Origin of the sequence: Actinocrispum wychmicini (assembly GCF_004345645.1) — a bacterium.
Lineage (GTDB): Bacteria > Actinomycetota > Actinomycetes > Mycobacteriales > Pseudonocardiaceae > Kibdelosporangium > Kibdelosporangium wychmicini.
In genome coordinates this window covers 116,000-135,872 of the sequence record NZ_SLWS01000012.1, presented here as the reverse complement: position 1 = coordinate 135,872, position 19,873 = coordinate 116,000, and the positions used below count along the sequence as shown (strand labels likewise).

At 67.9% G+C, this 19,873-nt stretch carries 15 protein-coding genes; 12 read left to right on the top strand and 3 right to left on the bottom strand.

The features are described 5' to 3' along the window. The first annotated feature begins 39 nt into the window (after positions 1-39). Positions 40-1,404, top strand: a complete 1,365-nt coding sequence (locus EV192_RS42040; RefSeq protein ID WP_132124330.1) for an MFS transporter — start codon at positions 40-42, stop codon at positions 1,402-1,404. 385 nt (positions 1,405-1,789) lie between these two features. Here the strand turns inward: EV192_RS42040 and EV192_RS42035 are convergent, their stop codons facing one another. After that, complete coding sequence (locus tag EV192_RS42035; RefSeq protein WP_132124329.1) at positions 1,790-3,022, bottom strand: HNH endonuclease signature motif containing protein; 1,233 nt, start codon at positions 3,020-3,022, stop codon at positions 1,790-1,792. A 674-nt stretch (positions 3,023-3,696) separates the two neighbouring features. Further along, positions 3,697-4,119: an ATP-binding protein gene (locus EV192_RS42030; RefSeq protein WP_132124328.1), complete on the bottom strand. Its 423-nt coding sequence runs from the start codon at positions 4,117-4,119 to the stop codon at positions 3,697-3,699. A gap of 217 nt (positions 4,120-4,336) precedes the next feature. Here EV192_RS42030 and EV192_RS42025 point away from each other — a divergent pair, with 217 nt between their 5' ends. The 8 genes from EV192_RS42025 to treZ all read left to right on the top strand — a co-directional run bounded on the left by EV192_RS42025 (position 4,337) and on the right by treZ (position 15,669). Further along, the gene (locus EV192_RS42025) at positions 4,337-4,837 is read left to right on the top strand and encodes a hypothetical protein (protein ID WP_132124327.1); all 501 of its coding nucleotides are present in this window, start codon (positions 4,337-4,339) and stop codon (positions 4,835-4,837) included. Between the two features lie 16 nt (positions 4,838-4,853). Then, positions 4,854-6,281, top strand: coding sequence for a non-homologous end-joining DNA ligase (gene ligD, locus EV192_RS42020; protein WP_132124326.1), 1,428 nt, complete (start codon positions 4,854-4,856; stop codon positions 6,279-6,281). After that, positions 6,274-7,140 (top strand): non-homologous end-joining DNA ligase, encoded by an 867-nt coding sequence (gene ligD, locus EV192_RS42015; RefSeq protein WP_132124325.1) that lies wholly within the window; start codon positions 6,274-6,276, stop codon positions 7,138-7,140. The genes ligD (EV192_RS42020) and ligD (EV192_RS42015) overlap by 8 nt, the downstream gene beginning before the upstream one ends. A gap of 293 nt (positions 7,141-7,433) precedes the next feature. Beyond that, a complete protein-coding gene (locus tag EV192_RS42010) occupies positions 7,434-7,730 on the top strand; it encodes a hypothetical protein (RefSeq protein WP_132124324.1) in 297 nt (98 codons plus the stop codon). Continuing rightward, positions 7,727-9,628, top strand: a complete 1,902-nt coding sequence (gene malQ / locus EV192_RS42005; RefSeq protein ID WP_132124323.1) for a 4-alpha-glucanotransferase — start codon at positions 7,727-7,729, stop codon at positions 9,626-9,628. Before EV192_RS42010 ends, malQ begins: the two co-directional genes overlap by 4 nt. 73 nt (positions 9,629-9,701) lie before the next feature. Beyond that, positions 9,702-11,816: a glycogen debranching protein GlgX gene (glgX, locus tag EV192_RS42000; RefSeq protein ID WP_132124322.1), complete on the top strand. Its 2,115-nt coding sequence runs from the start codon at positions 9,702-9,704 to the stop codon at positions 11,814-11,816. Then, positions 11,813-13,996 carry an alpha-amylase family glycosyl hydrolase gene (locus EV192_RS41995; RefSeq protein ID WP_132124321.1) on the top strand — a complete coding sequence of 728 codons (2,184 nt, stop codon included), beginning with the start codon at positions 11,813-11,815 and terminating at the stop codon, positions 13,994-13,996. Before glgX ends, EV192_RS41995 begins: the two co-directional genes overlap by 4 nt. Continuing rightward, positions 13,993-15,669, top strand: coding sequence for a malto-oligosyltrehalose trehalohydrolase (gene treZ, locus EV192_RS41990; RefSeq protein ID WP_132124320.1), 1,677 nt, complete (start codon positions 13,993-13,995; stop codon positions 15,667-15,669). Before EV192_RS41995 ends, treZ begins: the two co-directional genes overlap by 4 nt. Here the strand turns inward: treZ and EV192_RS41985 are convergent. Continuing rightward, positions 15,635-17,020: an MFS transporter gene (locus EV192_RS41985; RefSeq protein ID WP_132124319.1), complete on the bottom strand. Its 1,386-nt coding sequence runs from the start codon at positions 17,018-17,020 to the stop codon at positions 15,635-15,637. The two genes, treZ and EV192_RS41985, sit on opposite strands and share 35 nt — an antisense overlap. A gap of 92 nt (positions 17,021-17,112) precedes the next feature. Between EV192_RS41985 and EV192_RS41980 the strand changes: the two genes are divergently transcribed. From EV192_RS41980 to EV192_RS41970, 3 genes are read left to right on the top strand one after another with little or no spacing between them, the layout of a single operon-like run. Continuing rightward, positions 17,113-18,075 carry an Lrp/AsnC family transcriptional regulator gene (locus EV192_RS41980; protein WP_132124318.1) on the top strand — a complete coding sequence of 321 codons (963 nt, stop codon included), beginning with the start codon at positions 17,113-17,115 and terminating at the stop codon, positions 18,073-18,075. A 46-nt stretch (positions 18,076-18,121) separates the two neighbouring features. Further along, positions 18,122-19,030 carry an ABC transporter ATP-binding protein gene (locus EV192_RS41975; protein ID WP_132124317.1) on the top strand — a complete coding sequence of 303 codons (909 nt, stop codon included), beginning with the start codon at positions 18,122-18,124 and terminating at the stop codon, positions 19,028-19,030. Beyond that, complete coding sequence (locus EV192_RS41970; RefSeq protein ID WP_132124316.1) at positions 19,027-19,866, top strand: ABC transporter permease; 840 nt, start codon at positions 19,027-19,029, stop codon at positions 19,864-19,866. Before EV192_RS41975 ends, EV192_RS41970 begins: the two co-directional genes overlap by 4 nt. The last annotated feature ends 7 nt before the right edge of the window (positions 19,867-19,873 follow it).

Here is a 19,873-nt window from a genome sequence, read left to right as displayed (position 1 = left end):
ATCTTTGACAGGTCTGATCTTACCGGTCAAACTTGACCTATGGATGACCGACGGAAGCTCCTGATCCTGCTGGCGACCATGGGCGGTGTGCTGCTCAGCGCGTTGGACGGCACGGCCACCGGCACGTCCATGCCGCGCATCGTCGAACAGCTGCACGGCGAACAGAGCCTGACCTGGGTCGTCACCGCCTACCTGCTGGCGTCGACCATCACCATCCCGGTCTACGGCCGGCTCGCCGACCTGCACGGCCGCAAGATCCCGCTGCTCACCGGGATGACCCTGTTCCTCGTCGGGTCGGCACTCTGCGGCCTGGCCCAGGACATGGCCCAACTCATCGCGTTCCGGGTGGTGCAGGGCGTCGGCGCGGGCGCGTTGATGACCGTCGGCATGACACTCGTCCGTGACCTGTACCCGCCACACGAGTCCACGGGCCTGATCCGGATGCAGACACTGATGGCCGGGCTGATGCTGATCAGCTTCGTCGGCGGGCCGCTGGAAGGCGGCCTGCTCACCGACCACCTCGGCTGGCGGTGGATCTTCCTGGTCAACCTGCCCATCGGCGCCGCCGCGATCGCCGTCTTGGCCGTACTCGTCCCTGGTGGTCGCCCGCCGGGCCGGGACGTCGGCCGCTTCGACGTCGCCGGAGTGCTCCTGCTCAGCGCCGGGATCGCACTGGTCCTGGTGGCGCTGAACAACTCCCAAGGAGTCCTCATGCTGCTGGCCGGGCTGGCGGTACTCGCGTCCTTCATCTTCGTGGAACGACGCGCCGCCGTACCCATCGTCCCTTTGCGACTGTTCAGCAACCGGACCTACAGTGCCGTCAGCCTGGCCGGATTCCTGTTCACGGTGGCCACCATGCCAGCCGGACTGTTCATCGGCCTGTACTTCCAACAGGTACGTGGCCTGAGCGCAACCCAGTCCGCGCTCACGGTGATCCCACTGATGGTGGGCATGCTGATCGGAAACCGCGGCACGGCTATGATCGTCCTGCGAACCGGCCGGGTCAAAGGACTGCTGGCGGCCGGCGCGATCCTGGTGGCAGCCGCATCGGCCACCCTGGCGATGATCGACATACTTCCGTTGTGGCTGACCATTTCCTGCGCGGCACTGGTCGGCATCGGAACCGCCCCAGCAATGGGCGGCATCGCCATCGTCGCGCAGACAGCAGTCAACCGCCGAGACATAGGCTCAGCCACCGCCGGCCTCAACCTCATGAAACAACTCGGCGGCAGCACCGGCCTCGCCATCACCCAAACCCTGTTCACCGCAGGCACCCACAACGGTATCGCAGAAGCGATCGGCACAACAATCGCGGTCGTCGGCGTCACCGGCGGCCTCTTGGCCCTTGGCGCAGTCCTTGCCATGGAAGACTTGGACCTGTTGCCTGCCCGTCAGACGGTTTGATAACGCCTGGTGTCAAAGAGTTCGCTCGCCGCTTGGGCAGGCCGCCAAGAGGGAGCCTGTTGTCATATTTTGCTGCTGTGATTAGGTTGTTTGGTCGCGGCGCCTCCCTCCCGTGTGGCCTGCCCAAGGGAATCGCATCTGCCAGGTGGGGTCCAGCTTGGTCTTCCGGTCCGTATCGCTACCGCTTCTTGTTGGGTCTCGTAGGCGGACCTCCGGTTGGGCTCCGTGGGCTTGGACCCCACCTGCCAGATGCGATTGGCTTCGCCCAGGCCACACGGGAGGGAGTCACCACTCGGGCCAGGTTTGCTGCGCGGGCAAGCGCTTCGCGCTCCGACTGTGCTGTGTGGACACGCGGATTGCAGGGCTTGCCCCCCAGTGCGGCCGGTCATGCCGCACTGGGGATGGGCGCGTGGATGTGATTGCGTCTTGGTGTTCGTGACGCGTCCACATAGGTTGGCGGGATGAACCATGGTCTCTCGTCGATCATCTTCACCGCCCAGTCACTGTTGTGCACCAACCGATGGTGCTGGGGGCACAGTAGCGCCATGTTGTCCATTGTGGTCGGTCCACCTTGTGCCCAATGCGCGACATGGTGGGCGTCGCAGACGCTGCCTGGTCGTTCGCATCCAGGGAAGGCGCATCCTTTGTCTCGTAGGTAGAGTCCGCGTCGGATGTGGGCTGGGGCGGCATAGGCGGGGACGGCCACATCCAACGGTTTCGAATCACCGTCGAGGACGGCGGGCAGGATGTGCGCATCGCAGGCGAGGCGGCGGGCTTCTCGGGCGGTCATCCGTGGGTCGCTGGAGAGCAGCACGTCGTCCAGGGACTGTTGTAGTTGTTCGAAGGAGATGGTGACGGCGACTTCGGTGCGTGCGCCGTTGTGGGTGGGCAGGTCCGGGCAGTTGGCCGCCATCCGCAGCACGTCTGCGAAGGCGTCCCCAGCCCGTTCGGCGTACCCTCGGGTGTCGTTGCCTTCGGGGTGTGGCTTCTCGAAGGGTTTGAGTAGGTTTTCGAAGAGTTGGGCTGATTCGAGGTCGAGGTGGCCTTTGAACTCCATGCTGCCGTCTCGGCGGGTGTGCCGACGCAGCATCCGCTCTGGCCGGATCGGCTCTTCCTCTGGTGGTGGCGGCCCATCCGGGTCGACGATGTCGCGGACTCGGGTGCCGAATCGGAGTAGGGCTTTCGGGTCGTCTTCGGCGGCGCGGGTCAGCATGACTTGCTCGGCGGTGGCGCGTTGTTCGGCGTCCAGGTGGGGCAAGTCAGCGAGGGTTGTGCGGATGGCGTCCACGTGTTCGGAGTCGACTTCGCCGCGCGCCAACGCTTCAGCGGTCTGGGGCAGCGCTGGGTCGATCACCGACCCGGTGGGGGTGGTGGCGGCGTGCAGGTCGTGGGCTTGGGCGAGTTGGTGGCGGGCTTCGGTGCGACTGAGCCGAGCAGTGTGCATGAGCAATGCGGGGGTGTTGCTGTAGCCGAGTTTGGTGGCGATGCCACGGTTTTCCATTTCGGCCACCAGGCGGAGTTCTTCGGCGTATAGTTGACGGCGGCGTTGGACCACAGCGGTGTGGGCGTTGACCAGCTCGGTGTCGCTGGTTCGCCATAGTGGCGCTGTGATGTCCATAAGGCAATTCTATCGAACGCAGAGAATGAATGTAGTGAAAGACGAGACATTCGGCTATCGGCGAACAAAGAAACCGCGTCGCGAGAAGGGTGTTTTCATTCTCGGAAGCCGGGGACCGGGGAAATGCGAAACCGGGAACCGTGAAGCCAAGGACGGGGAACAAGGGCCGCGAAACCGGCCATCGGGGAAACAGGAACCGCGAAGCCTGCCACCGGGAAATGGGATCGGGGGAACGGAGAACCAGAGAAGCGGAGACCAGCGAAACGGGGACCGGGGAAACGGCGAAATGGGTTTGAAAGCGCGTGCCCGTGCAGCACACCAGGCCCGGAGTGGTGTCTCCCTCCCGTGTGGCCTGGGCGAAGCCAATCACATCTGGCATGTGGTGTCCGAACGACGGTAGCCATCCGGTCCGCCCACGCAAACCGGCAGACAGCGGGAGCGATACGGACCGAGACCCAAGCCGGACACCACATGCCAGATGTGATTCCCTTGGGCAGGCCACACGGGAGGGAGGCGCCGCGACCAAACAACCTAACCACACCAGCAATGCCTAGGACAAGGGCTCCCTCTTGGCGGCCTGCCCGAGCGGCGAGCGAACAGTCTTTGACAGCCTGCCCGAACAGCGGCGATCGGTGCTGGGTGCGCAGACTTTTGGAATTGTGGGTACGCGAGGGTCAGAGAGCGGCGCGTTTGGTTAGCTCGATGACTACTCGATAGCCGCCGGGGATTTGTTCTATCCGGGTTTTCGCTGTGTCGGTTAGGGTGGTGAGGACCCGCCAGCCGAACAGGGCTGACGGGTCCGGTAGTAAGTCTACTGTGGACAGTGCGGTGGCCTGCAGGGTGATCGAGTCGGTGCCGACCCGGAACCGGCAGCGCAGTTCGGAGCCGGGCCAGGCGGACGCGGCCAGCATGGCGCCGGCCTCGTCCACCGCGAGGCGGAAGTCCTCCACGAAGTCGGTGGTGAAGTCCGCGCGCGTCGCGATGGTGGCGGCGAGTGACCGGATGAACGGCAGGCACCGGACGTCCGCCGGGACCCGCAGCTCGATGTCGCCCATGCCGACTGCTGTGTCCACATAGGACTCTTCAACCACCGTCATGACCTGCCCCTCCGCGGGTGACCTGTGACCTGTTGGCAACGCGGACCGGGTTTCCCCGAACGGTCACCGCGTAAACACACAACTACTCTGTGTCACTACAACCGGGTGTGGGTGAAATTACCGGGGGCAAATCGTGGCGAACGGGGGAACTGCGGAAACGACGAGGGGTTGTCGGCCGATCACATAGTCGAACCGTAAGCCTGGGGAGGTGGACGAAGTGAGGGACGAGTGTCCGCTGGCGCACGTTCGCGCACGTGCCAGAGCCCTCGTGGCCATGGCACGTGACGGCGACACCGCCGGCCTGGTGGACGCGCTCGACCAGCTGACCAAGGAACGCGTGGACGGCGGTCCGGGTGCCCATCTGATCGTCGGCGAGCTCATCTCGGCGGCCGTCCAGATGGTGTCGCTGCGGGCCGGGCCGATGTCCGCGCGGACCTTGTTCGCCGTTGACATCCGGGACGACGTGGACCGGGCGGTCGCCATCGACCACCTGGACCCGCCGCTGCGTGCCACGGTCCGCGCGTTGCTGGCCGAGCTGAACGGCCACCAGGACGACGCCCGCTTCCAGCTGGAGCTGGCGTTGCGGGACATCGACATGGAGGCCACCCTCGAGGTGGTCGTGCACGCTCTACTGTGGACGATCGGGATGCTGGAGTGGTGCGAGGACGAGGGGGTCGACGCGCCGGACTGGCTCAAGGGTGCCGGGATGGCCGCGTAACGGCGATACTGTGGGCGTGCCGGGTGATCTGACTGCCTACCGCCGGAAACGTGACCCGGCGCGCACACCCGAGCCCATGCCCGACGGCGAGGTCCTGCCGCACGGTGCCGACGACACGTACGTCATCCAGGAGCACCACGCCCGCCAGCTGCACTGGGACGTCCGGTTCGAGCGCGGCGGCGTGCTCGTGTCGTTCGCCGTGCCGAAAGGCCTGCCGCCGGAGCCGAACGTGATCCGGATGGCCGTGCACACCGAGGACCATCCCCTCCAGTACGCCACCTTCGAGGGCGAGATCCCCAAGGGCGAGTACGGCGCCGGCAAGATGACCATCTGGGACCGGGGCACGTACGAGACCCTCAAGTGGATGGACACCGAGGTCGACGTCGTCCTGCACGGCGAGCGGGTCCAGGGCCGGTTCACGTTCTTCCAGCGCGGCGAGGGCTGGATGGTCCGCCGCCGCGGCGGGCCGCAGGACCCGGACTGGCAGTCGCTGCCGGAGCACCTGGAGCCGATGCTGGCGACCATCGGATCCATGCCGGAGCAGCCGGACAAGTGGGCGTACGAGTTCAAATGGGACGGCGTCCGCGCGCTGGTCCGGGTGGAGGGCGGCCGGCTGCAGATCTTCAGTCGCGCCGGTAACGACGTCACCGCGACCTACCCGGACTTCGCCGACCTCGGCCGGCAGCTGGGCAGCGCGCAGGCGTGGCTGGACGGCGAGATCGTGGCGTTCGCCGGCGGCAAGCCGAGCTTCGCCGAGCTGCAGAAACGGATGCACGTCGGCAACGCCGCCCAGGCCCGCCGGCTCGCCGGCCAGGTCCCGGTCAGCCTGCTGCTGTTCGACCTGCTGCACTTCGAGGGCCGGTCGCTGCTGCGGCTGCCCTTCTCGGAACGCCGGGCGCTGTTGGAGCGACTCGAGCTGCGCGGCCGGAACTGGTACACGTCGCCGTCCTATCCAGGCGCCGGCGAGGCGGTCCTGGCCGCCAGCCGGGAGCAGGGCCTGGAGGGGGTGATCGCGAAACGGGTCGACTCGCGTTACCAGCCCGGCCGGTCCACCGCGTGGATCAAGGTCGCCGACGTACGGCCGCAGGAGGTGGTGATCGGCGGGTGGCGGCCGGGTGAGGGGCGCCGCGAAGGGGTGGTGGGCGCGCTGCTGCTGGGTATTCCGGACGAGGGCGGGCTGCGGTTCGTCGGGTCGGTCGGGACCGGTTTCAGCGACACGGACCTGGAGAACCTGACCGAGCTGCTGCGGCCGCTCGCCCGCAGGACGTCACCGTTCAACGGCAAACTGCCGCCGGAACGGGCCAGGGGCGCGCTGTGGGTCGAACCGGAACTCGTCGGCGAGGTCGTGTTCCGGATCTGGACACCGGACGGCCGGATGCGCGCGCCGGTGTGGCGGGGGCTGCGGACCGACAAGACTCCGGACGAGGTGCGACTCGATGGGTGACCAAGTGGTCGAGGTCGAGGGCCGGCGCCTCAAGATCACCAACCTGGACAAGGTGCTCTACCCGGAGACCGGGTTCACCAAGGGCCAGGTGATCGACTACTACGCCCGGATCGCACCCGTGCTGCTGCCGCACCTGAAGGACCGGCCGTGCACGTTGCGCCGCTACCCGAACGGCGTCGACGGGCAGTCGTTCTTCGAGAAGAACGTCGCCCGGCACGCGCCCGACTGGGTCCGGACCGAGCGATTGGCGACCCCGGGCAGCTCACAGGGCAACGAGTACCTGGACTTCGTGATCATCGACGACCTGCCGACCCTCGCCTGGGTGGCCAACCTGGCCGCGCTGGAGCTGCACGTTCCGCAATGGACCGTCGGTAACGACCCTGACCTGCTCGTCTTCGACCTTGATCCGGGCGCGCCGGCCACGGTCGTGGAGTGCTGCCAGGTCGCGCTGTGGCTGCGCGAGGAGCTGGCCGAGGGCGGCTACCCGGCGTGGGCGAAGACCAGTGGCGCCAAGGGCATGCAGCTGTACGTGCCGGTCGAGCCCGAGGAGATGGACACCTGGGAGTACGCCCGCGAGCTCGCCGAACGGCTGGCGAAGCAGCACCCCCGGCATGTTGTCGCGACAATGGCGAAGGCGCAGCGCGGCGGGAAGATCTTCATCGACTGGAGCCAGAACAAGCCCGCCAAGACCACCGTCGCGCCCTACTCGCTGCGTGCGCGGCCACGTCCAACTGTCTCGACGCCGATCACGTGGCAGGAGGTGGAGGACTGCGACGACGTGCAGGACCTCACCTTTACAGCGGACGAAGTACGTGCCCGAGTGGCGGAGTTCGGCGACCTGCTTGATTATCGCGGTTAAGGTTTGTCGCACGGGGAATTCCACCGGGTGTGCGGACTGTTGCGCCGACTCGCCTACGAAACCGTGGGTTAACACTGGCCCACACGTTGGAGCTAAGGGCGCGGTTGGTGGGTACCACATGCGGAAAACAGGGGTAATCTGCCCAACGGGGACCGGCGTGGAGGGAGTGGTTCACCGTGTCACGTCAAGGATCGGCCGCGGCACCAGTGATAAGTAACGTCAAGCCTAGGACGTCGCCCGAGCAGCGCCGCGTCCACACCGAACGACCTCGGAGCGAGCTGCCAAGGCCGACTGTGGCACTGATTCCCGGGGTCCAGCTGCGGCGCGCGGTGGACACCGCCCTGCTCGACCTGCAGAACGTTTCGTCAGCCGATCGGTCCGAAATGCTCGGTGCGATGCGCCGGGTGAACGACAACCTGCACGGCGCGCTGGCGCATACCGCCGCGATCGGCGAGACGTGCATGATCGCCGCTGCGGTCCAGGCCGTGCACACGGCCGAGAGCCATCTGGCGGCGTCCGAGCTGAGCCAGGCCAGGGTCGCCCTGACCACCGCCCGTGACCGGTTGACCCGGCCGAAGGATCTCCACTGAGCGAGCCGGTTGACGAAGACCTGGCAGCGCTCGCTGCCGCGCACGGGGTCGCGACCTGGTACAAGGACGCGGACCAACGCCGGGTCGAGGTGGATCGCACGGTCGTTCTCGAGATTCTCGAACAGCTCGAGGTCGACCCGGGGGCAGGTGCGCAGGGTCATGGCCGGCCGGACACCATCGTGGTACGGCAGGGAAGCCAGTACGAGACGGGCCGGGGTGTGGTGCGGGCAGAGGACGGCACGCGCCATCCGGTGACCGACGTGTTGCCGCCGGATCTCCCGCTCGGCTGGCACGTCCTGGAGGCCGACGGCCGGGAGATCCCGCTCGCCGTGACGCCGGCGCGGCTGCCGGACGTGCCGCGGGCGTGGGGCTGGATGCTGCAGTTGTACGCCATGCATTCCCGTTCCTCTTGGGGGATGGGGGATTTCGGCGACCTGGCGACGTTCGCGCGGGCGGCGACCGGGGCCGGGGTGATCCTGGTGAACCCGGTGCAGGCGATCGTGCCGACCCTGCCGGTGGGGCGGTCACCGTATTCGCCGTCCAGCCGTCGCTTCGCCAATCCGTTGTACATCAACGTTCTCGGCACCCGTGAGTTCCTCGGCGCCGAGCCGGGGACCCGGGACGAGATCCGGGCGATGGCGCCGGCACTGGGCGACTTGATCGATTACGACACCGTGTGGACGGCCAAACGGGCGGCCCTGGAACTGTTGTGGCCGGGGCACGTCACCGAGCTGGAGCCCGGCCTGCGCGACTTCGCCACGTTCTGCGCGTTGGCCGAACGGCACGGCGGCGACTGGCGGACCTGGCCGGCGGGACTGCGTCGCCCGGACGGCCCCGATGTGGCGGCCGCACGCCGGGAACTCGCGCCCCGCATCGCGTTCCACGCATGGTTGCAGGAGTTGTGCGAGCAGCAGCTGACCGAGGCCCGGCAGGCCGCGAGCGGCATGTCCGTGGGGATCGTGCACGACCTCCCGGTCGGCGTGGACCCGGGCGGCGCGGACGCGTGGGCGCTGCAGGACGTCCTGGCGTCCCAGGTGACCGTGGGGGCGCCGCCGGACGCGTTCAGCCAGCAGGGACAGGACTGGCGGCTGCCGCCGTGGCGGCCGGACCGGCTCGCGGCCTCGGGTTACGCACCTTTCATCGAGGTGATACGCAGCGTCCTGCGGCACGCGGACGGCATCCGGGTGGACCACGTCGCCGGCCTGTGGCGGCTGTGGTGGATCCCGCCTGGCGAGCCGCCCAACCGCGGCACGTACGTGCACTACGACGCCGAGGCGATGCTCGGCATTCTCGCGCTCGAAGCACACCGTCACTCGGCCGTGGTCGTCGGCGAGGACCTTGGCACGGTCCAGCCGCACGTCACCACGACGCTGCACGAGCGGGGCATGCTCAGTTCCGCGGTCCTGTACTTCCAGCGTGACTACAAGGCCGATGGTCACCCGTTCGTGCCTATCCGAAAGTGGGAACCCCACTCGATGGCCAGCATCTCCACCCATGACCTGCCCACGGCCGCCGGGTTCCTGCGGGCCGAGAACGTGCGCGTCCGGGCGGATCTCGGCCTGGTCGACGACCCGGCGGCCGAGTTCGCGCGGGCCGCGACCGAGCACCGGGACCTGGTGGAGTTCCTCGTCAAGGAAGGTGTCCTGGAGAGCTTGGACGCCTCAGATGAGGACCTGGTCGTGGCCATGCACGCCTTGTTGACGCGCGCTCACAGTGCGTTGCGGCTGACGTCCCCGCCGGACGCGCTCGGCGAGACCCGGCAACCGAACCTGCCCGGCACCGTGGACGAGTACCCGAACTGGCGCATCCCGCTGCCCGTTCCGCTCGAAGAACTGTTTTCGCAGGCCAGCGTCCAGCGGGTGGTGCACGCGCTGACAGGGGACGCGAACGCTGGGTGACATCGCGCGTGCCCCTGACGGGGAGCGGGGTCCCTTCTCTAGGGTCGTACTGCAAGCAACACGAGGAGCGAGCGTGCGGCCTTGGCCCGGATCCCCCTACCCGCTCGGCGCCACCTATGACGGCGCCGGCACCAACTTCGCCCTGTTCTCGGAGGTGGCCGACCACGTCGAGCTGTGCCTGGTGGACGACGGTGTGGAGACACGGATCAGACTGCCCGAGGTGGACGGGTTCGTACACCACGGCTACCTCGCCAACATCGGTCCAGGCCAGCTGTACGGCTACCGGGTGCACGGCCCGTACGACCCGGCGAACGGCATGCGCTGCAACCCGCGGAAGCTGCTGCTCGACCCGTACGCCAAGGCGGTGGCGGGCAGCAACATCGACTGGCACGAGTCGCTGTTCGGCTACCCCTTCGGCGACCCGGACGGCCGCAGCGACCAGGACTCGGCCGGGCACGTGCCGATGGGGGTCGTGGTCAGCCCGTACTTCGACTGGGGCAACGACCGGCACCCGAAGACGCCGTACAACGAGTCGGTCATCTACGAGGCGCACGTCCGCGGCCTGACGTTGCAGCACCCGTTCGTCCCCGAGGACATCCGGGGCACGTACGCCGGCCTCGCGCACCCGGTGATCATCGAGCATCTCACCAAGCTCGGCGTGACCGCGGTCGAGCTGATGCCCGTACACCAGTTCATCACCGACCACGGCCTGCACGACCGCGGCATGCGCAACTACTGGGGCTACAACACGATCGGGTTCTTCGCGCCGCACTCGGCGTACTCGGCGACCGGCCGCGGCAACCAGGTGCAGGAGTTCAAGGCCATGGTCCGTGACCTGCACGAGGCCAACATCGAGGTGATCCTGGACGTCGTGTACAACCACACGGCCGAGGGCAACCACCTCGGCCCGACGTTGTCCATGCGCGGCATCGACAACGACGCGTACTACCGCGTGGTCGAGGACGACCGGCGGTATTACATGGACTACACCGGCACAGGCAACTCGCTGAACGTGCGCAACCCGCACACCCTGCAGCTGATCATGGACTCGTTGCGGTACTGGGTGTCCGAGATGCACGTGGACGGGTTCCGGTTCGACCTGGCCGCGACCCTGGCCCGCGAGTTCTACGACGTGGACCGGCTGAGCGCGTTCTTCGACATCGTCCAGCAGGACCCGGTGGTGAGCCAGGTGAAGCTGATCGCCGAGCCGTGGGACGTCGGTCCCGGTGGCTACCAGGTCGGCAACTTCCCGCCACTGTGGACGGAGTGGAACGGGCAGTTCCGGGACACCGTCCGGGACTTCTGGCGCGGCGAGCCGGCCACCCTGGGCGAGTTCGCGTCCCGGATCACCGGTTCGTCGGACCTGTACCAGGACGACGGCCGGCGACCGTTCGCGTCGATCAACTTCGTCACCGCGCACGACGGGTTCACGTTGAACGACCTGGTGTCGTACAACGAGAAGCACAACACGGACAACGGCGAGGACAACCGCGACGGCGCCGACGACAACCGCTCGTGGAACTGCGGTGTCGAAGGCCCGGCCGAAGACCACGACGTGCTCGCGTTGCGGGCCCGGCAGGTGCGCAACATGCTCGCGACGACCCTGCTGTCCCAGGGCACACCGATGTTGCTGCACGGCGACGAGATCGGCCGCACCCAGCGGGGCAACAACAACGCCTACTGCCAGGACAACGAACTGTCCTGGGTGGACTGGGAACGCGCCGAGGAGTTCGGCGACCTCAAGGCGTTCACCGCGGCGCTGGCCAGGCTGCGCCGGGACCACCCGGTGTTCCGCCGGCGCCGGTTCTTCGCCGGCCGGCCGATCCGCAAGGACGACGAGCTGCGCGACATCGCGTGGTTCACCCCGGGCGGGCAGGAGATGACCGAGCAGGACTGGGAGTCCGGGTTCGGCCGGTGCATCGTGGTGTTCCTGAACGGCGAGGGCATCGCCGACCGGGACCAGCGCGGCGACCAGGTGGTGGACAACTCGTTCCTGTTGTGCTTCAACGCGCACCACGAGGACATCGAGGTGATCCTGCCGAACGGCGACTACGCCGAGAAATGGACCGTGGTGGTGGACACCACGACGGGTGAGGTCGGTGGTGGGCCGACTGTCCCGGCGAAGTCCACGCTGACCGTGGCCGCACGATCCCTGGTCGTACTCGAACGCGCCGAGGAAGAGGAATGATCCCGAGCTCGACGTACCGTATCCAGCTTGGCCCGACCATGACGTTCGCGGACGTCGCCGAGATCGCCGACTACCTCGCGGCGCTGGGTGTCGGGGCGGTGTACACGTCCCCGATCCTGGCCGCCACCCCTGGTTCGACGCACGGCTACGACGTGGTCGACCCCAGCCGGGCCAGCGACGCCCTTGGCGGCGAGGACGGCCGGATGCGGCTGGCCGGCGAGCTGCAGGAGCTGGAACTGGGCTTGGTGGTGGACATCGTGCCCAACCACATGGGCATCGCCGACCCGAAGGCGAACCCGTGGTGGTGGGACGTGCTCACGCACGGCCGGGAGGCCGAGCACGCCCGGTTCTTCGACGTCGACTGGGCGGGCGGACCGGTCCTGGTGCCCGTCCTCGCATCCGACTCGGTCGACGATCTGTCCATTGAGGACGGTGAGCTGCGGTACTTCGAGCACCGGTTCCCGATCGCGCCCGGAACTGACGGCGGGACGCCGCAGGAGGTGCACGAGCGGCAGCACTACCGGCTGGTGAACTGGCGGCGGGCCAATTCCGAGCTGAACTACCGGCGGTTCTTCGACATCACCACGCTCGCCGCCGTCCGGATGGAGGATCCGGCGGTGTTCGACGCGACTCATGAGGCGCTGCTGCGGTGGATCGGCAACAGGGAGATCACCGGGCTGCGCGTGGACCACCCGGACGGCCTGACCCATCCCGGTGAATACCTGCGGCGGCTGCGGGAAAAGGCGCCGGACACGTGGATCGTGGTGGAGAAGATCCTCGGACCGGACGAGCGGCTGCCCACGTCCTGGCCGGTCGACGGCACCACCGGGTACGACGCGCTGCGCCTGGTGTGCGGGGTGTTCGTCGACCCGGCCGGTGAGCCGGTGCTGAGCGAGCTGGCCGGGAACCAGGACCTGCACGGGATGGAGACCGAGCGGAAGCGCTGGGTCGCGGAGCACCTGCTGCGGGCCGAGATCCGCCGGATCTCCCGGCTCGACGTGCCCGAAGAGGCCCTGCTGGAGTACCTGCCGCGGTACTCGGTGTACCGGTCGTACCTGGCTGACGGCGAGGTGTCCGCGTTGCCGTCCGGCGAGGTGGGGGAGCGGATGCTGGCCCACCCGGACAGCGAGCTGACCGGCCGGGTCGAGCAGACCGCGGCCGCCGTGATGGCCAAAGGCGTTGAGGACACGACGTTCTACCGCTACAACAGGTTCGTCGCGCTGAACGAGGTCGGGTCCGACCCTGGCCGGTTCGGCGTGCCGGTCGACGAGTTCCACACCCGGCTCGCGGCGGCCGTCGAGTCGAGCATGACCACACTGTCCACTCACGACACCAAACGGTCCGAGGACGTCCGGGCGCGGCTCGCGGTGCTGTCCGAGATCGCGGGCGAGTTCGCCGACACCGTCCACCGGTGGACGGCCAAGGCGCCGCTGCCCGAGCCGACGCTGAACCTGTTGGCGTGGCAGACGATCGTGGGCGCGTGGCCGATCAGCGTGGACCGGCTGCGGGCGTACCTGGAGAAGGCGTCCCGCGAGGCGAAGATCTCCACCAGTTGGTCCGACCGGAACGCGGACTTCGACGACGCGGTCGCCGCCTGGCCGGCCACGGTGATCGAGACGCTCGGCGGCGAGATCGCCGACTTCGTGGTCAACCGGCTGGAAGGGCCGGGTTGGTCGAACTCGCTGGGCCAGAAGCTGATCCAGCTGACCATGCCCGGGGTCCCGGACGTCTACCAGGGCACCGAGCTGTGGGACTACTCGCTGGTCGACCCGGACAACCGGCGGCCGGTGGACTTCGAGGCGCGCCGGGAGATCCTGGCGTCGGTGGAGGACGCGGCGCCGCCGATCGACTCGACCGGCGCGGCGAAACTCCGGGTGGTGTCGCAGGTGTTGCGGCTGCGGTGGGAACGTCCGGAGCTGTTCACCGGCTACGCGCCACTGTCCGCCACCGGAGTGGCCGCCGCGAATGTGGTGGCGTTCTCGCGAGGCGAGGGTGACCTGGTCGCGGTGGCCACCCGGTTGCCGGTGGGGCTCGCGCGGGCCGGCGGCTGGCGGGACACCACGCTGCCGTTGACCGGCTCGTTCACTGATGTACTCAGCGGCCAGACTCACGAGTCGTTCGCCTTGGCCGACGTGTTCTCCCGGTATCCGGTGGCGCTGCTTGTGCGGAGTGGACAGTGACGTTCTCGGTGTGGGCACCCGGTCACGAACGGGTCCGGATCCAGGTCGACGGCGTGACGCATGCGATGACCGCCGCTGATGGCGGCTGGTGGCACACTGAGGTATCCGGGGACTCGTACTGCTTCTTCGTGGACGACGACGAAACGCCGCTGCCGGATCCGCGTTCGCTGCGCCAGCCCGCGGGTGTTTTCGGTCCGTCACAACGTTATTCGCATGACTTCGCCTGGACCGACTCGGGTTGGGCTGGCCGGGTCCTGGCCGGAGGCGTGCTCTACGAGCTGCACATCGGCACGTTCACCGCTGAGGGCACGTTCGACGCGGCCATTTCCCGGCTGGACCACCTGGTGTCGCTGGGTGTCGACTTCGTCGAAGTGATGCCGGTCAACTCCTTCGACGGGGTCGCCGGCTGGGGATATGACGGTGTGTTGTGGGGCGCTGTGCATGAGCCGTACGGCGGGCCGGACGGGTTCAAACGGTTCGTCGACGCGGCGCACGCGCGTGGCCTCGGTGTGATCCTTGACGTGGTGTACAACCACATGGGGCCGTCCGGTGCCTTCCTGGACCGGTTCGGGCCGTACTTCGCCGGGCAGAACATCTGGGGTCCGGCGCTGAACGTGTATGGTCCGGGATCGGACGAGGTCCGCCGGTACGTGATCGACAACGCTCTCGGCTGGTTGCGGGACTTCCACGTCGACGCGCTGCGCCTGGACGCCATTCACGCCATTGTGGACCATCGCGCCAAGCACATCCTCGAAGAGCTCGCCGAAGAGGTCGACGCTTTGTCCGCCGGCCTGCGCCGGCCGTTGACCCTGATCGCCGAGTCGGACCTGAACGACCCGCGGCACGTCACCGGCCGCGAGTCCGGCGGCTACGGGCTGGGCGCGCAGTGGTGCGACGACATCCACCACGCGCTGCACGTGTTCCTGACCGGTGAGGAACAGGGCTACTACAAGGACTTCGCTGCCCCGCAGGCATTGAAGACGACGCTGGAGAACGCGTTCTTCCACGCCGGCACCTGGTCGTCGTTCCGCGAACGCACCCACGGCCGGTCGATCGACAAGGCGCACACACCGGGCCACCGGTTCGTTGCGTTTCTCCAGAACCACGACCAGATCGGCAACCGCGCCGCCGGCGACCGGATGTCTGCCACAGTGTCGCCCGGTGTGCTGGCCTGCGGCGCGGCCATCCTCATGTGTACACCGTACACACCGATGATCTTCATGGGCGAGGAGTGGGCGGCGAGCACCCCGTGGCAGTTCTTCGCGTCCTTCCCCGATCCTGACCTGGCCAACGCCGTCCGCACCGGCCGGCGCCGTGAGTTCGCCGAACACGGCTGGGGCGAGTCCGAAGTCCCCGACCCGATGGACCCGGCCACCGTCCAGAACTCCACAGTGGACTGGTCCGAACTGGACGATGCCAAGCACCGCGAGATGTTCACGACCTACCAGGCCCTGATCAGGCTGCGCCGGACGTACCCGGAGTTGGCGGACCCACGGCTGGACCGGTTCAAGGTCGATCAGGACGGCCGTGTGGTGACGTTGCACCGCGGTTCCATCAAGGTCGTGTGCAACCTGGGCTCGACCGAAGTTCAGCGGCCGGCGGGCGAGATTCTCCTTGCCTCGCCCGGAGTCGACGTGGTCATTCCGCCGGAGAGTTTCGCCGTTGTCCGGTGAACGTCAGCGCCATGACGACCGCGAGCATGCCGACGGCGAGCCACAGTGGCAGTTGCGGGCCGCTGTGGAAGAAGACGGCGCCGAGTACGGCCACGCCGACCGTTGAGCCGAACTGCTGGACGGCGTTGAGGAGGCCCGCCGCGGATCCGGTCTCGTGCGGCCGGACCTGGGACAGGGCGTTGGTGAAGAACGGCGGCGTGAACGTGCCGAGCCCAAGCCCGGCGACGAACAGCGGCACCAGCAGTCGCCAGGCCAGACCAGGCCCCGGCGTCGTGATGAGCAAGGCGGTGGCGACCAGGCCCAGCACCAGGACGACGACGCCCAGGCGCATTACCTTCGCGCCGAAGCGCGGCACCAGCACCATTCCCGCGGTCAGCGAACCGACCGCGAGCCCGGCCGACCACGGCGACATCGCGAGGCCCGCGTCGAACGCGCTGGCACCCAGCCCGATCTGGAAGAAGACGACGAGAACGAACATCAGGCCGTTCATTACCGCGAAGAACAGCAACGACATCAGCATCGACGCGGGGAACACGGCGTCACGGAACAGTCCAGGTTCGACGAGCGGGCTGCGGGTCCTGCCGATCTGGTGGCGGACGAACACCCCGAGCGTCCCGAGCCCGAGCAGCAGGCAGATCCACGTCCACAGTGGCCATCCGGCGTCGTTGCCCTGCACCAGCGGGTAGATCAGCAGGCCGGTTCCGGCCGCGACGAGGACGGTCCCGGTCACGTCGAGCCGCGGGTTCGCGGCCGAGCGGTCCTCCCGGATCAGGGACGACACCAGCAGGACCGCCAGCCCGAGCGGCACGTTGATCAGGAACACCGAACGCCATCCCGTCCCCAGCACGTCCGCGTCGGTGAGCACGCCGCCGAGGACCGGCCCGCTCACCGCGGCGAGCGCCATGACCGGCCCGATCGCCCCGAACGCCTTGGCCCGCTCGGGTCCGTCGAACATGGTCCGGATCAGCCCGATGGTCTGCGGAATGATCAACGCGGCACCGGCGCCTTGCAGCGCCCGGGTCACGATGAGCACGAGAATGTTCGGTGCGAGCGCGCAAAGAGCCGAGCACAGCACGAACGTGACCACGCCTATGACGAAGACGCGCCTGCGTCCGAGGATGTCACCGAGCCGTCCGCCGGTGATCAGCAGGACGGCGAACGGCAACGTGTATCCCGCAGTCAGCCACTGGGTCTGTCCGTCGGTGGCGGTGAGGTCGGCGCGGATAGCCGGTGACGCCACCTGAACGATCGTGGTGTCGAGCAGGTTCATCGCCTCGGCGACCAGCAACGCCGCCAACGCGAGCCACCGCCATCGGTGCGGTGTCGTGACGTCGGCAAGGGTGTCTGTCATGTCCACGAAGGTAGGCACACCTGTATCTGAGATCCATTCAGACGGCTGATTGAGTCGAATAGTTCCACCCAGGCCGTCCTACGATACGGAATATGACACTGGACGAGCTCGACCGGGCCCTGCTGCACGCGCTGCACCTGGACGGCCGGGTGCCGTTCAACCACGTGGCCACGGTGGTGGGGGCGTCTCCGCAGACAGTGGCTCGCCGGTATCGCCGGTTGCGCGCCGACGGCGTCCTGCGGGTCGTCGGGATGACCGATCCCCGGCGCCTGGGCCAGGTCCAGTGGTTCGTCCGGTTGCGCTGCACCCCGGACGCGGTGCTCAAAGTGGCCGGGGCGCTCGCCCGCCGGGCCGACACCTCGTGGGTCCAGCTCATGTCCGGCGGCACTGAGATCTTCTGCATCACCCGCGGCGCCGACGCGCCGGACTCGTTGCTGCTCCAGGAACTTCCCAAGACGCCACGCGTGGTCTCAGTGTCGGCGCACTGTCTGCTGCGGAGTTTCGTCGGTGGTCCGGTGGGTTGGCATGGGCGGGCGACCGCGCTGACCGAAGAACAGATCGCGCAGCTGACACTCGAAGACAAGGAACCGTCGGGCGAGCCCGTGGACCTCGCTGGCGACGACCGCCTGCTCGCTCTGTTGCAGCAGGACGGCCGGGCCGCTTTCGCCGATCTCGCCGAGGCGCTCGGTACCGGGGAAGCGTCGGTCCGCCGTCGCGTCGGGCAGCTTCGCCGCGCCGGCGTGCTGTACTTCGACATCGACCTGGACCCGACGATGCTCGGGATGAAGGCCCAGGCGGTGCTGTGGATGTCCGTCCGGCCGGCCCAGTTGCGGACCGTGGCCGAGATCCTGGCCCGGCACCCGGAGGTCGCGCTGGTCGCCGCGACGACCGGGGCCACCAACCTGCTCGCCAAGGTTCTCTGTCGGGACGTCGACAGCCTGTACACCTACCTCGCCGACAGCGTGGGCGGGATCGACGCCGTCGGGCACGTCGAAACAGCGCCGGTGATCCGCACCCTCAAACGCGCCGCGACACAGTCTTGCTCTCGAATGTAGTAGGTGTGCTACATTCTGTCCGACGAGTTAGATGGGGAGGGGAGCGATGGCTGGGGACGAAGCCGTTCTCGACGTCCGCGGTCTACGGATGCGGTACGGCACCAACGACGTGCTGAAAGGCGTCGACTTTCAGGCCCGCCGCGGCGAGGTGCTGGCCCTGCTCGGGCCGAACGGTGCCGGCAAGACCACAACGATCGAGATCCTTGAAGGGTTCCGGATGCGGTCCGCCGGTGACGTGTCCGTGCTCGGCGTGGATCCCGCGCGCGGCGACGAGGCGTGGCGCGCGCGGCTCGGGGTCGTTTTGCAGTCGTGGCGGGACCACGGCAAGTGGAAGGTCCGTGATCTCCTGGAGTACCAGGCGATGCACTACGCGCAGTACCGCGAGCCGTGGGACATCGACGCGCTGGTCGACGTGGTCGGCTTGGCCGAGCACGCGGAGAAGCGGGTGAGCAGGCTGTCCGGTGGGCAGCGGCGGCGGCTGGACGTGGCCATCGGCATCGTGGGCCGGCCGGAACTGCTGATCCTGGACGAGCCGACGGTGGGGTTCGACCCGGCCGTGCGGCGCGAGTTCCACGACCTGGTGCACCAGCTGTCCGATGAGGACGCCACGGTCCTGCTGACCACGCACGACCTGGCCGAGGCGGAGAAGCTGGCCGACCGGATCCTGATCCTGGCCGGCGGCAACGTGATCGCCGACGGCTCGGCCGACCAGCTGTCGCTGCGGATGGCCACCGAGGCGGAGATCAAGTGGACGCTGCACGGCCAACGGTTCGTGCACACCACCACCGAGGCCACGAAGTTCGTGCACGACTTGTTCAAGCAGCACGGCGACGACGTGGCGGACCTCGAAGTGCGCCGGGGCTCGTTGGAGGACACGTACATGGCGATGGTCCGCGAGTTCGAGTCGGGCAACCGGGACACCGCGGCCCGGGACTTCCTGGAGGTGACGCGATGAACGCCGCCCGGATCGGGATGCGTCGCGGGTGGATCGAGTTCAAGCAGACCCTGACCACCCCGCAGGACGTCTTCGCGATGATCTTCCCGTCGGCCATCCTGTTGACCGTCATGGTGTTCATGAAGGGCTCGACGATCGGGAACACCGGGTTCTCCCTCGGTGCCGCGACCCTGCCGAGCAGCCTGGGGATGAGCGTCGCGTTCGCCGGGATGACCACGGTGATGCAGCAGTTGGCGGTGGAGCGCGAGGACGGCACCTTGTTGCGTGCCAAGGCGACCCCGAACGGCATGCTGACGTACCTGATCGGCAAGATCGCGTCGGTCTCGATGGGCGCCGTTCTCGGTGTGCTGCTGCTTCTGATACCAGGGGCGTTCCTGTTCGACGGTCTCGAACTCGGCTCGGTCGGGGCATGGGTGACACTGGCCTGGGTGCTCGCGTTCGGGCTGGTGGCGTCCCTGCCGATCGGCGCGGTCCTCGGTTCGCTGTTCTCCAACCCGCGCAGCGTCGGCGTGATGATGCTGCCGATCATGGGCCTGGTGGCGATCTCCGGGATCTTCTACCCGCTCGCCGAGGCCGACGCCTGGATGCGGGACATCGCGCAGGTGTTCCCGATCTACTGGCTGGGCCTGGGGATGCGGTCGGCGCTGTTGCCGGACAACCTGGCCGCCGTCGAGATCGGCGGCTCCTGGCGGCACCTGGAGACGATAGGTGTGCTCGGTGTGTGGGCGATCGTCGGTATCGTCGTCGCACCGATCGTGCTTCGCCGGATGGCCCGTCGGGAGTCGGGCTCGGCGATGACGGAACGCCGGGAGAAAGCGATGCAGCGGATCACATGACCGGGTC